The 12,427-nt window shown below is 66.5% G+C and carries 12 protein-coding genes and 1 tRNA gene; 9 read left to right on the forward strand and 4 right to left on the reverse strand.

All coding sequences use genetic code 11. From position 1 onward, the window contains the following. Nucleotides 1-33: 33 nt before the first annotated feature. Complete coding sequence (gene bagA / locus VET27_RS01505) at nucleotides 34-1,029, forward strand: ATPase BagA (RefSeq protein ID WP_526514640.1); 996 nt, start codon at nucleotides 34-36, stop codon at nucleotides 1,027-1,029. Then, nucleotides 1,030-2,160, forward strand: a complete 1,131-nt coding sequence (gene bagB / locus VET27_RS01510) for an ATPase BagB (RefSeq protein ID WP_526514609.1) — start codon at nucleotides 1,030-1,032, stop codon at nucleotides 2,158-2,160. Nucleotides 2,161-2,182: 22 nt separating this feature from the next. Here the strand turns inward: bagB and VET27_RS01515 are convergent, their stop codons facing one another. Then, the gene (locus VET27_RS01515) at nucleotides 2,183-2,542 is read right to left on the reverse strand and encodes a WhiB family transcriptional regulator (protein ID WP_526514610.1); all 360 of its coding nucleotides are present in this window, start codon (nucleotides 2,540-2,542) and stop codon (nucleotides 2,183-2,185) included. Between the two features lie 280 nt (nucleotides 2,543-2,822). On the opposite strand from VET27_RS01515, the gene ponA2 reads away from it, so the two are divergent. From ponA2 to VET27_RS01535, 4 genes are all read left to right on the forward strand, one after another. Continuing rightward, a complete protein-coding gene (gene ponA2, locus VET27_RS01520; protein ID WP_526514611.1) occupies nucleotides 2,823-5,309 on the forward strand; it encodes a transglycosylase/D,D-transpeptidase PonA2 in 2,487 nt (828 codons plus the stop codon). Between the two features lie 81 nt (nucleotides 5,310-5,390). Continuing rightward, a complete protein-coding gene (locus VET27_RS01525) occupies nucleotides 5,391-6,350 on the forward strand; it encodes a metallophosphoesterase (protein WP_526514612.1) in 960 nt (319 codons plus the stop codon). Next, nucleotides 6,347-7,459: an L-cysteine desulfhydrase Cds1 gene (gene cds1, locus VET27_RS01530; RefSeq protein ID WP_526514613.1), complete on the forward strand. Its 1,113-nt coding sequence runs from the start codon at nucleotides 6,347-6,349 to the stop codon at nucleotides 7,457-7,459. The genes VET27_RS01525 and cds1 overlap by 4 nt, the downstream gene beginning before the upstream one ends. A 347-nt stretch (nucleotides 7,460-7,806) precedes the next feature. Then, nucleotides 7,807-7,880, forward strand: a tRNA-Pro gene (locus VET27_RS01535). Between the two features lie 257 nt (nucleotides 7,881-8,137). On the opposite strand, the gene VET27_RS01540 is transcribed toward VET27_RS01535, so the two are convergent. Both VET27_RS01540 and VET27_RS01545 read right to left on the reverse strand, forming a co-directional pair. Continuing rightward, on the reverse strand, nucleotides 8,138-8,767 hold the full coding sequence (locus tag VET27_RS01540) for an HD domain-containing protein (protein ID WP_526514614.1): 630 nt from the start codon (nucleotides 8,765-8,767) through the stop codon (nucleotides 8,138-8,140). Between the two features lie 137 nt (nucleotides 8,768-8,904). Then, a complete protein-coding gene (locus tag VET27_RS01545; RefSeq protein ID WP_526514615.1) occupies nucleotides 8,905-9,228 on the reverse strand; it encodes a nuclear transport factor 2 family protein in 324 nt (107 codons plus the stop codon). Between the two features lie 105 nt (nucleotides 9,229-9,333). On the opposite strand from VET27_RS01545, the gene VET27_RS01550 reads away from it, so the two are divergent. Both VET27_RS01550 and VET27_RS01555 read left to right on the forward strand, forming a co-directional pair. Next, nucleotides 9,334-10,272, forward strand: coding sequence for a carbon-nitrogen hydrolase family protein (locus VET27_RS01550; RefSeq protein WP_526514641.1), 939 nt, complete (start codon nucleotides 9,334-9,336; stop codon nucleotides 10,270-10,272). Next, entirely contained in the window at nucleotides 10,269-10,712 is a 444-nt protein-coding gene (locus VET27_RS01555; RefSeq protein ID WP_526514616.1) for a hypothetical protein, read from the forward strand. Before VET27_RS01550 ends, VET27_RS01555 begins: the two co-directional genes overlap by 4 nt. Here VET27_RS01555 and VET27_RS01560 read toward each other — a convergent pair. Continuing rightward, nucleotides 10,675-11,331 carry a TetR/AcrR family transcriptional regulator gene (locus VET27_RS01560; protein ID WP_526514617.1) on the reverse strand — a complete coding sequence of 219 codons (657 nt, stop codon included), beginning with the start codon at nucleotides 11,329-11,331 and terminating at the stop codon, nucleotides 10,675-10,677. The genes VET27_RS01555 and VET27_RS01560 overlap by 38 nt on opposite strands. 101 nt (nucleotides 11,332-11,432) lie before the next feature. Between VET27_RS01560 and VET27_RS01565 the strand changes: the two genes are divergently transcribed. Beyond that, entirely contained in the window at nucleotides 11,433-12,287 is an 855-nt protein-coding gene (locus tag VET27_RS01565) for a maleylpyruvate isomerase family mycothiol-dependent enzyme (protein WP_526514618.1), read from the forward strand. Nucleotides 12,288-12,427 lie beyond the last annotated feature (140 nt).

Below are 12,427 nucleotides of genomic sequence, written 5' to 3' on the forward strand. Positions count from 1 at the left end.
AGCAGCCGCATATCCGTTGGATGGCCGTCCCGCATGACCGAGGCGCGTCTGCACTTCGTGACCGGCAAGGGCGGTACCGGCAAGTCGACGGTCGCCGCCTCCCTGGCGCTCGCCCTCGCGGCCGGCGGCCGAAAGGTGTTGCTGGTCGAGGTCGAGGGGCGCCAGGGCATCGCGCAGCTCTTCGACGTGCCGCCGCTTCCGTACGAAGAAGTGAAGATCGCGACCGCGGATGGCGGTGGTCAGGTCAACGCGCTGGCCATCGACACCGAATCCGCGTTCCTCGAGTACCTCGACATGTTCTACAACCTCGGCATCGCGGGCCGGGCGATGCGGCGCATCGGCGCAATCGAATTCGCGACGACGATCGCGCCCGGTCTTCGGGACGTGCTCCTCACCGGCAAGGTCAAGGAGATCGTGGTGCGCTCGGCGAAAGACAAGGGGAAGGATAGGACGGGGGGCACGAATGGGGCCTACGACGCCGTCGTGGTGGACTCGCCGCCGACGGGACGCATCGCCCGGTTCCTCGACGTCACCCAGGCCGTGTCCGACCTGGCGAAGGGCGGTCCGGTGCACTCCCAGGCCGAGGGCGTGGTCAAGCTGCTCCACTCCGAGCTGACCGCCATTCACGTCGTCACGCTTCTCGAGGCACTGCCGATCCAGGAGACCGTCGAGGCCATCGACGAGCTCAAAAAGCTCGGGCTGCCCATCGGCAGCGTCATCGTCAACCGCAACATCCCGTCGTACCTGGAGCCCCACGATCTCGCCAAGGCCGCGGAGGGCGACATCGACGCGGACTCGGTGCGTGCGGGCCTGGCCAAGGCCGGAATCACCCTGGCCGACGGCGACTTTGCCGGGCTGCTCACCGAGACGATTCAGCATGCGACTCGGATCAGCGCACGGGCGGAGAGCGCGGTCCAACTCGACGCGGTCGACATTCCGAGACTCGAACTGCCCGCGATAGCCGACGGCGTCGACCTCGGCAGCCTGTACGAACTCGCCGAGGCGCTCGGCCAGCAAGGAGTCCGATAGATGAGCACCACACCCATCGCCCTCGACTTGGGCGCGATCCTCAACGACAGGGCCAATCGCGTCGTAGTGTGTTGCGGCGCAGGCGGTGTCGGCAAGACCACCGCCGCCGCGGCCATGGCGCTGCGGGCGGCAGAGTACGGCCGCACCGTCGTCGTCCTGACCATCGACCCGGCGAAGCGGCTTGCACAGGCGCTGGGCATCAAAGACCTCGGCAACACGCCGCAGCGCGTGGCGCTCGCCCCCGAGGTCACCGGTGAACTGCACGCGATGATGCTCGACATGAGACGCACGTTCGACGAGATGGTCCTTCAATACTCCGGCGGCGACCGCGCGGAGGCGATTCTGGAGAACCAGTTCTACCAAACCGTCGCCACGTCCCTCGCGGGCACGCAGGAGTACATGGCCATGGAGAAGCTCGGCCAGCTGCTCGGTGAGGACAAGTGGGACCTCGTCGTCGTCGACACGCCGCCGTCGCGCAATGCGCTTGACTTCCTCGATGCGCCGAAACGTCTCGGCAGCTTCATGGACAGTCGCCTGTGGCGTCTCCTCCTCGCGCCGGGGCGGGGCATCGGCCGACTGGTCACGGGTGCCGTCGGCTTGGCAATGAAGGCGCTATCGACGGTCCTGGGTTCCCAAATGCTTTCCGACGCAGCCGGTTTCGTGCAGGCCCTGGATTCGACGTTCAGCGGTTTCCGGGAGAGGGCCGATCGCACCTACGAGTTGTTGAAGCGTCGGGGCACCCAGTTCGTCGTCGTATCGGCTGCCGAACCGGACGCGCTGCGCGAGGCGTCCTTCTTCGTCGACCGGCTGTCCCAGGAAAAGATGCCGCTCGCCGGGCTGATTCTCAACCGAACTCACCCGACGCTGTGCGAGCTGCAGAGCGACAAGGCGCGGGAGGCGGCAGATCAACTGGCCGCCGGTGGCGGCGACGACCTCGCGGCGGAGGTGCTGCGCATTCATGCCGACCGGGCGCAGACGGCCAAGCGGGAAGTGCGGTTGCTGTCCCGGTTCACCGGCGCCAACCCACACGTGGCGATCGTGGGCGTGCCTTCGCTGCCGTTCGACGTGTCCGACCTCGAAGCGTTGCGCGCGATCGCCGACGAGATCACCGGCGATACGGAAGCGGCCTGAGGCCTCCGGGTTGCTCGGCCGACTAGACGGCGCTGCGGTGTTTGCGTTGGGCGGCGAAGAACTCCGCCCACGACACGACCTCGGGATGCTGCTTGAGCAGGGCGCGGCGCTGACGCTCGGTCATACCGCCCCAGACACCGAATTCGACGCGGTTGTCCAGCGCATCGGCGCCGCACTCGGAGATTACTGGGCAGTGGCGGCAGATCACGGCCGCCTTTCGCTGGGCGGCGCCACGGACGAACAGTTCGTCGGGGTCGGCCTGGCGGCAGCGCGCCTGGGAAACCCACGCGATGCGGGCTTCTGCCTCGGCGCCGTGGACAACAACACCATTGACTGGGGAACTCATGACTGTCCTGCGCGCCGCGGGCCGTGTTTCTGACACCAGCGTTCCCTTCGTCCAGCCGCCCCCAGGGGCGGCCCAGTCCTCGGTGTAGAAAGCTAGTGCGATCTACGCCACATTGCGATCGGGAGTGTTACCTAGATCGCACTGTCAGTCAAAGCTAGGTGGTCAGGGTGGTTTTGCGCAACAGTCAGTTCGCAGATTTATGGGACGACCGTGCCGTGATACCTCTTCGCGCACTTACAGCGCTTGCGCAGACCTCGACCAACGGCTAAACGGACCGCTGAGGGCTGGTGACGACCGACGTCGCTAGTCTGTAGCCATGTCCGACCGACCACAGGCGACGCCGCCGCCGAGGCGCGTCCCCGCGGCGGTCACCGTCATCAAGCTGGCCTGGTGCGTACTTCTTGCCAGCGTCGTCGCCGCGGGCCTGATGTTTCCGGTCGTCGGGGGCTTCGGATTGATGTCCAACCGCGCCTCCGACGTCGTTGCCAACGGCTCCGCGCAACTCGTCGAAGGCGAAGTTCCCGCGGTGTCGACGATGGTGGACGCGAAGGGCAATCCGCTCGCGTGGCTGTACAACCAGCGACGGTTCGAGGTACCCAGCGATCAGATCGCCAACTCGATGAAGCTCGCGATCGTCTCGATCGAGGACAAGCGGTTCGCCGAGCACAATGGTGTCGACTGGAAGGGCACGCTGACCGGGCTGTCCGGCTATGTGTCGGGAGCCACCGAGACCCGCGGTGGCTCCACCATCGAGCAGCAGTACGTGAAGAACTACCAGTTGCTGGTGATCGCGCAGACCGACGCGGAGAAGCGCGCCGCGATCGAGACCACGCCCGCCCGCAAGCTGCGTGAGATCCGCATGGCGTTGACGTTGGACAAGACGTTCACCAAGCCCGAGATTCTGACGCGGTACCTCAATCTGGTGTCGTTCGGGAATGGCGCGTTCGGCGTTCAGGACGCCGCCCAGACGTACTTCGGGATCAACGCGTCCGAACTGAACTGGCAGCAGGCCGCACTCCTGGCGGGCATGGTCCAGTCGACGAGCACGCTCAATCCCTACACCAATCCCGAGGGCTCACTGGAACGTCGGAACGTGGTGCTGGACACCATGATCGCCAACGTGCCGCAGGAGGCGGAGGCGCTGCGCGCGGCGAAGCTGGAGCCCCTCGGCGTCCTCCCACAGCCCAACGAACTGCCCCGCGGGTGCATCGCCGCGGGCGACCGCGCCTTCTTCTGCGATTACGTGCTCGACTATCTGGCTCGCGCGGGGATCAGCAAGGAACAGGTCGCCAAGGGCGGCTATCTCATCAGGACCACGCTGGACCCCGACATCCAGAACTCGGTGAAGTCGGCGATCACCGGCATCGCGGCGCCCGATCTCGCCGGCGTCGCCAGCGTGATGAGCGTCATCAGACCGGGTAAGGAATCGCATCCGGTGCTGGCCATGGCATCCAACCGCACGTACGGCCTGAACCTCGACGCCGGCGAGACCATGCAGCCCCAGCCGTTTTCCCTGGTTGGCGACGGCGCCGGCTCGATCTTCAAGATCTTCACCACGGCCGCGGCGTTGGAGATGGGCATGGGCACCAACGCCCAGCTCGACGCGCCCTCCCGGTTCGAGGCCAAGGGGCTGGGCAGCGGTGGCGCGAAGGGCTGCCCGCAGGCCACGTGGTGCGTGCTGAACGCAGGCAACTACCGCGGTCAGATGAGCGTCACGGACGCTCTCGCCACGTCCCCGAACACCGCCTTCGCCAAGCTGATCTCACAGGTCGGCGTGCAACGCACCGTCGACATGGCGGTCAAGCTGGGCCTGCGTTCGTACGCCCTTCCCGGCACCGCGCGCGACTACGACCCGGAGAGCAATGAAAGCCTCGCTGACTTCGTCAAGCGCCAAAACCTCGGATCGTTCACGTTGGGGCCCATCGAGGTCAACGCGCTCGAGCTGTCCAACGTGGCGGCGACGCTCGGCTCGAGTGGCACGTGGTGCCCGCCGAACCCGATCGACAAGGTCTTCGACCGCTCGGGCAAGGAGGTGTCCGTCACGACGGAGACCTGTGAGCAGGTCGTCCCGGAGGGGTTGGCCAACACGCTCGCCAACGCGATGAGCAAGGACGACACCGGAAACGGAACCGCCGCAGGGTCGGCGGGGTCGGTCGGGTGGAGCCTGCCCATGTCGGGCAAGACGGGCACCACCGAGGCCCACCGGTCGTCGGGCTTCGTCGGTTTCACCAGCGACTTCGCCGCCGCGAACTACATCTACGACGACTCGACCACACCGTCGGAGCTGTGCTCCTACCCGCTGCGGCAGTGCGGATCCGGCGACCTCTTCGGTGGCAACGAGCCCGCGCGGACCTGGTTCACGGCGATGAAGCCGATCACCCCCGACACCGTGCAACTGCCCCCGACTGATCCGCGCTACGTCGACGGTGCCCCAGGCTCGAAGGTGCCCAGCGTCGCCGGGATGACGCAGGATCTGGCCCGGCAGCGACTGCGGGACGCCGGCTTCCAGGTCGCCGATCAGGCCACGCCCGTCGGCAGCGGCTCGTCGGTGGGCTCGGTCGTCGGCACGTCGCCCTCAGGGCAGACGGTTCCCGGCTCGATCATCACGATCCAGATCAGCAACGGCATCCCACCGGCGCCGCCACCCCCGCCGCCCAGGGTGCTCCCGCCGGGCGTGGACCCCATCGACCCCAATGCGATCCCCGCGCCCGTGGGTTCGACGGTCGTGATGATCCCCGGTCTTCCGCCGATCACGGTCCCGGTTCTGGGCCCGCCACCGCCGCCACCACCACCACCGCCGTAAACGCCGTGTGGGGTTGATAACGTTCAGCGGAGAGGCAGTGGCTCTCGGGTGGCTGCGGCGATGTGGCAGTAGGCTGCGTTCATGCTCGCCCGTCCGACGGTTCTGAAGAATTCCGCCGCTGCGGCCGCCGGTTCGTTGGCCGCGGGGATCGCCTACGCAACACTGATCGAACGCAACGCGTTCGTCGTGCGGGAGACGACCATGCCGGTGCTGACGCCGGGATCCTCGCCGCTGCGGGTGCTGCACCTCAGCGACTTTCACATGACTCCCGGCCAGCGTCGCAAACAGGCTTGGATTCGCGAGCTCGCCGGCTGGGAGCCCGACCTCGTCATCAACACGGGCGACAACCTGTCGCACCCGAAGGCCGTGCCATCGGTGGTCCAGGCGTTGAGCGACCTGTTGTCGGTGCCCGGTCTCTTCGTCTTCGGCAGCAACGACTACTTCGGGCCGCAGCCCAAGAACCCGACGAACTACATCCTCAAGCCGTCGCATCGCATCACCGGTGAGCCGCTGCCGTGGCAGGATCTGCGCGCGGCGTTCACCGAACGCGGCTGGCTGGACATGACGCACACCCGCCGGGAGATCGAGGTCAAGGGGCAGCTCATCGCCGTCGCCGGCGTCGACGACCCCCACCTGTCCCGCGATCGTTACGAGACCATCGCGGGTCCCGCGAGTCCGGCGGCCAACCTGACGCTCGGCCTCACCCACGCGCCGTACACGCGTGTGCTCGACCGCTTCGCCGCCGACGGCTATCAACTGGTCCTGGCGGGACACACCCATGGTGGACAGCTCTGCCTGCCGTTCAAGGGCGCGGTCTTGACCAATTGTGATCTCGACCCATCGCGGGCCAAGGGGCCGTCGCGCTGGGGTGCCCACATGCAACTGCACGTCTCGGCGGGGCTCGGCACGTCGCCGTACGCCCCGTACCGGTTCTGCTGCAGGCCCGAGGCGACGCTCTTGACACTGGTGGCGTCGCCTACCGGCGGCGGGAACCTCGGCAGCCGGGCCGGCGTGTCGCATCCGGCAGTTTCGGCGCGGTGACCGACCGGACCTCCATCGCCGTTCGCCGCCATCCACGAGACTGGGTCGACAACGCGGTACGACTGATCGAGGCCGACGCAAGGCGGAGTGCCGACACCCATCTGCTGCGGTACCCGCTGCCGTCGGCGTGGTGCGACGGCGTCGGCGGGGTGAACGTGCAGCTGTATCTCAAGGACGAGACGACCCACATCACCGGCAGTCTCAAGCATCGGCTGGCGCGCTCGTTGTTTCTCTACGGTCTGTGCAACGGCTGGATCGGTGAGAACACGACGGTCATCGAGGCGTCGTCGGGCTCGACGGCCGTTTCCGAGGCGTACTTCGCCGCGATGCTCGGCGTGCCGTTCATCGCAGTGATGCCCTCGTCGACCAGTACTGCGAAGATCGCGCTGATCGAATCACAAGGCGGCCGTTGCCATTTCGTGGCCCAGTCGTCGCAGGTATACGCCGAAGCCGAACGCATGGCGGAGGAGACCAGCGGACACTATCTCGACCAGTTCACCAACGCCGAGCGCGCCACCGACTGGCGCGGAAACAACAACATCGCCGAGTCGATCTTCGACCAGATGCACGACGAGGAGTTCCCGATCCCCGAGTGGATCGTGGTCGGCGCGGGGACCGGCGGCACCAGCGCGACGATCGGCCGTTACCTGCGCTATCGGCGCCATGACACACAGCTGTGCGTGGTCGACCCGGAGAACTCGGCGTTCTTTCCCTCGTACGCGCAGGGCCGACGTGACGTCACGGGTTCTTCGTCTCGGATCGAGGGCATCGGCAGACCACGGGTGGAGCCGTCATTCCTGCCGGACGTCATCGACCGGATGATGGTCGTGCCCGACGCCGCCTCGGTGGCAGCGGCCCACCACGTCAGCGCCGTAATGGGTCGCAAGGTGGGTCCCTCGACGGGCACCAACGTGTGGGGCGCGTTCAGCTTGCTGGCCGAGATGATCGCCGACAAACGAAGTGGCTCCGTGGTGACGCTCCTGGCCGACAGTGGCGAGCGCTACAACGACACCTACTTCGACGACGACTGGCTCACCAGCCAGGGGTTGGACCCGTCGGCGTCGGCGTCGGTAATCCACGAGTTCGAGCGTTCCGGCCGTTGGGTCTGATCGCCGCCCTGAAAGACGCCGCGGCTGAAGCGGTCGGACGTTGCGAACAGCCATAATGCGGCGATGGCGAACAATCCGAAGTAGATTGCGGCTCCCAACCCGGTCATGTGCAGGCCTCTCCGTGAAAGATCTCGATCGAACGTGCTGGCTACAACGTCGTCGACCTTGGATTCCATTCCTGAACAACGTCCTCAGTCCCGATCCGTCTACCCATCCGCGCCGGGGTTAACCGAAAGGGTTAACCGCGATTCGCACCTGCCGGCACACATCCGTAACGCGGGTGACGTGACGGCGCTGGGCGTTTGGCTTCGGGCTGGCCCGGTGCGATAGGCTGGCGTGGCTCTACGCGGGGTATGGCGCAGCTTGGTAGCGCGCTTCGTTCGGGACGAAGAGGTCGTGGGTTCGAATCCCGCTACCCCGACAGCGAAAGGCAAACGCAGAAAGGCTCCTACCGATTCGGTCGGAGCCTTTGCGTTCTAGGGCCTCGCGCACCTGGGCGCGCTACCGCGAGGCGCCCGAAATGGTCCGTGGCTCACCGTGTTCCGACGGCGTGGTTGCCGAGAGTCGATCTCAGCCATCGTCATCGCCGATCCGAGGTTGACCTCCACGCGACTTCGGAGCCTCGCGATGTCGATGTAGACCGCCCCGCCCGACGCAGAGAGCGCCCCTCAGGTCGCATCACCCCCGGAAGGGAGCGAGCCTGATGGTCAAGTCACTCATCGCGAACCGGTGCAGATACCAAGCCCGCCCACGAGGAACCTGCTTGGCTTCGGCCCGGAACAGACCGGCGAACTCCGGCTTGAAGCCGACGCGGGGGTAGTCGTGCACGACCTGCCTCCGCACCTGATCGGGCACCTGACTGCTGCGCAGTCCGAACACGTCGACTGCGGCCCCGGCGGAGAGAAGGAACGCCTCGGTGCCGAGCTCGGTGCCCACACCCGGGGTGTGGTGCAGGGCGATCGCGTTCGTCACGAGCTCGCGCTGGTCTGCTGGCACCGAGCGGGTGTCGGCGAACTCCCGTGCGAGTGCTGCGCTGCGGACCGTGAAGTCGACCTCGGGAATGGGGCTCGGCAGACCCGTGTCGTGAAACATGGCGGCGACGTACAACAGTTCGCGGTCGAAGTCGAACTCGTCGATTGCCGCGAGGGCGGCACCCCACGCGTACGAACGGCGTGAATGGTTCAGAAGCGCGGGCGTCAGTAGGTCCCGCGCGGCCTCCTCAGCCTCACGCGCCAGCGAGGAGTCAGGCGGAACGAGCGCGGCCGGATCCACCGAGTTCCGGCGCCCAGAGTGTGTCCGCGTGGCCATCGCGATGCTTCCGGCGATGATGCCGCGGTGACCTCGTAAGAGGGGTGGCACGAGCGCGAGCCGCTCACGGCCCGTTAGTACACCTCCGGTGCGCTCGGTCCAGTCGATGGAGCCGATCGGTTCGGGCTGATGGAGGCTCACGAGACCGGCGCCGGTTGAACCACGCGGGACAGCATCTCGGTGTCCCCGATGTGTTCGACCGCCACGATGAGCCCGTCACGGATCACGAACCGGTCGACCTCGTTGGCGCGTTCACCTGCCAGTTCGACATCGACGATGGCGACGACTCGGTCCTCCTCGGCGAAGAACTCGAGCGGGTGAACGGCGAGCCCATACTGGGCGATGTCGAGGAAGAAGCCGATGACAGCCTCGCGTCCTCGGTGGACGCCGCTGAGCCGCGTCGTCCCGGGCTGATTCCACTCGACGTGCTCAGAGCACGTTGAGCAGGCTTGTCCAGTCACCGTCTGCGAACGCCCGGTAGAGCTCGTCCACCCGGGCGAGATTGTCAGTAGTCATTGCATCATTCCTCTTATTTGTAGTATCGTTCAACAATGAACTTTACTACAATTACCCGGGTAGCGGCAGTCCAGATCGAAGCAGACCTCGGCAACGTCGACCACAATCTGGAAGTCTGCGAGCGTCAGGCCGATCGCGCCGCGGCAGAAGGTGCCGAGTGGATCGCGTTGCCCGAGTTCTTCTCCACGGGCGTTGCCTTCCGAACAGAACTCAGCCAGGACGCAGCGTCGCTCGACGGCGCGCCGAAGCAACTGCTCTCCGACCTCGCTCGCAGGCACGGGGTGCATGTGGGCGGCTCTGCCCTCGTTCGCGACGATGACGGCCACGTCCGCAACGCCTTCCTGCTGGCCGGCCCTGACGGCGAGATCATCGGACGCCACGACAAGGACCTGCCGACCATGTGGGAGAGCGCCCTCTACGTCGGCGGGACAGACCCGGGGCGCATCGAAACCGACTCCCTCACGGTCGGCGTGGCGCTGTGCTGGGAACTGCTGCGCACTCAAACGGTGGCCCGCCTCGCCGACCAGGTCGATCTCGTTCTCGGAGGCTCCGGCTGGTGGAGCATCCCCGAGTGGCCGCTCATGGCCGGCGCCGAGGTCCGCAATGCCCGCCGGGCGACCACAGCCCCCGCGGTGTTCGCACGCCATGTCGGAGCACCTGTCGCGCACGCTGCCCACGCCGGCGAGTTGTCTTGCCGGTTCCCCGCGACGCCGCTGACCTACCGCGGCTACTGCGAAGGGGGAGCCCAGATCTGTGATGCCACGGGCCAGGTGCTGGCTTTCCGCGGCCGCGAAGAGGGTAACGGGATGGTCGTCGCCGAGGTTGATGCCAGGCGCTCACCCGGAGTCCCGGCCAGTGACAGGTTCTGGTTACAGCGCCGAGGCACCGTCGCCGCGATGGCATGGGCCTACCAGAACGTTCATGGTCGGCGGGTTTACGACCGCCTGCCCGCACCTGCTCCCGACCAGGCCCGGACGGTATCCGCATGAGCACCGCAAGGACTCACGCCGACGGCATCGTTCGCACTGCGCCGTCCGGTGTGGTGACCTCGGGCGTCGTCGAACTTGCTGCGGGGGCTCTCTCGGGGTGGGTGTTCGCCGCGGTGAGGTACGACGGCGACGGTGCCAGGAAGCTACGGATCAAGAGCCCCGGCCGCATCCGGCAGTGGCACTTGGATCTCATCGCCCTCGGCACGGCCACGGTTGCGCTGGGGCTCGCGGTTCCTGAAGCGCCGAAGGCCGTCCAGCGCACCTTGGCCGTGGGTGCGTGGTCGAACGCGATGATGTTCCTGCCGCTGGCCTACTGGCCCGAGGTGCTGCAGAACCCCACCTACCGGAAGATGGGAATCGCGTCGTTCGTGTCGACCTCCGTGGGCTTCACGGGTATGGCGGCTACCGCTTTGCGCCGCCGCCGAGCAAGCCCTCGGTGACCATCATTCGTCCGAGCTCCAGCGTGGCCCGTAGTTCCTGGTCGTTGATCCGTAGCCGATCGTCGCGCAGCGCCAGTGCAATCACGCCGTTCCAGGAACCCCAGAGGAAGCGCATGGCGCGGGCAGCGTCGATGTCGGCCCGAACTTCACCGGCATCGATCGCTGCCCGCAGATCGTTCTCGACGGCGAGGACGAGCTGCTGTACGCGATCAGCGATCCGCGCCTCCACCTCGTGCACACCCAAGGAGGGCTCGAGCACGCGCAGCGCAATCATCTGAAAGGCGCCCGGGTGCTCGAGGTGAAAGTTCAGGTACGCGTCGCCGGCTGCGAACACCCGTTGAATGGGGCTGTTCAGGCCGAGATCGGCAACCTGGCGCATCGCCGCCTCGTTGAGAGTCAAGGCCCGCTCGACCAAGGCCAAGTAGAGGCCCACCTTGTTCTCGAAGTGAACGTACACGGAGCCGACGGAGACGTCCGCCTTCTCGGCGATCTCGTCGATGGTCGTCGACTGGTAGCCACCTTGCCGGAAGAGCAGTTCGGCAGCGTCGAGGATCGACCCGGCCGTGGACGCCTTACGGCGCTCAGACCGCGACATCGGAGCGGCAGAAGGGGACGACATGGAACCAACCGTATCTGCAACTCATGCCACGAACGACATCGACGCAGGGCACTCACAGGAATATATTATAGTTTCGCTCATTATTATAGTAGCGTTCACTCATGCTCCTATCGCCCCGCTACTCAGGTCCACCCATCCTCACGATCGACGGAGATCCCAGTGACGTCCTCGGACCGCTGGTAGGCCAGAGGCGTCGCCTCGCGAGCACTCTGGCCACACTGACCGACCAGCAGTGGCACGCCCAGAGCCGCTGCGAAGCCTGGACCGTTCGCGACGTCGTAGCTCACCTGGCAGCGATCAACCCGCTGTTCGTGAAGTCCGCAATCGCCGGCCTGGAGGGTAACCCCACGCGCTTGATGCAGTACTTCGACCCAGCCGTGACGCCGCCCCAGATGGTCGATGCGATGAGCGCACTGTCTCCAAGCGAGGTGCTTGATCTCTTCGTGACGTCCAATGACGATTTGTTCTCCGTGGTCCAGAACCTCGATGACGCTGGTTGGTCGACTTTGGCCGAGTCGCCCCCGGGAGACGTAAGCATTCGACTCCTCATGTCGCACGCGCTCTGGGACGGGTGGGTCCATGAACGAGACATCTTGCTTCCTCTCGGGATGGAGCCAACGGTCGTTGCTGAGGAGGTGACCGCGAGCCTGAGGTACGTCGCCGCCCTGAGCCCGGCGTTCGCGTTCGGCGCAGGCCGCGCCTACGCCGGGAAATTCGGTATCCGGGCCACCGACCCCGACTTCGACAGAGTGATCGACGTTGCCGACTCGGTCGCTGTCCGTGCCGTGGAAGTCGCGGAGGGAGTCCCGGTCCTGCGGGGGTCTGCCGTCGAGCTGGCCGAAGCGCTGAGCACCCGATTCCCGCTACCGGCCGACGCGCCGACCGAGTGGCAGCGTCTCCTGCTGGGCCTGGAGCACACCTGGGACCTGGCGACCGACCCGGAGTCGGCTCGGTGACTCTCGAGGCAACTCTCGCACCTCGGCAGGCGACTCTCGCAGCAGTCGTCCAAGCCGAGATGGGCAAGCCCCTGTCTCGGCAAGCAGCGGATTTCCACCGGCGGCCAGGGTGATGCCCAGGACGGGGCGGGCATAGTGTC

Origin of the sequence: Mycobacterium sp. (genome assembly GCF_035633495.1) — a bacterium.
Taxonomy (GTDB): domain Bacteria; phylum Actinomycetota; class Actinomycetes; order Mycobacteriales; family Mycobacteriaceae; genus Mycobacterium.

Bases quoted from the DNA above. Each gene is read 5' to 3' on its own strand.
- VET27_RS01565 (WP_526514618.1), top strand. From the start codon at position 11,433: ATGCTCCTATCGCCCCGCTACTCAGGTCCACCCATCCTCACGATCGAC.
- ponA2 (WP_526514611.1), top strand. From the start codon at position 2,823: ATGTCCGACCGACCACAGGCGACGCCGCCGCCGAGGCGCGTCCCCGCG.
- VET27_RS01555 (WP_526514616.1), top strand. From the start codon at position 10,269: ATGAGCACCGCAAGGACTCACGCCGACGGCATCGTTCGCACTGCGCCG.
- bagB (WP_526514609.1), top strand. From the start codon at position 1,030: ATGAGCACCACACCCATCGCCCTCGACTTGGGCGCGATCCTCAACGAC.
- VET27_RS01560 (WP_526514617.1), bottom strand. From the start codon at position 11,331: ATGTCGTCCCCTTCTGCCGCTCCGATGTCGCGGTCTGAGCGCCGTAAG.
- VET27_RS01540 (WP_526514614.1), bottom strand. From the start codon at position 8,767: ATGGCCACGCGGACACACTCTGGGCGCCGGAACTCGGTGGATCCGGCC.
- bagA (WP_526514640.1), top strand. From the start codon at position 34: ATGACCGAGGCGCGTCTGCACTTCGTGACCGGCAAGGGCGGTACCGGC.
- VET27_RS01525 (WP_526514612.1), top strand. From the start codon at position 5,391: ATGCTCGCCCGTCCGACGGTTCTGAAGAATTCCGCCGCTGCGGCCGCC.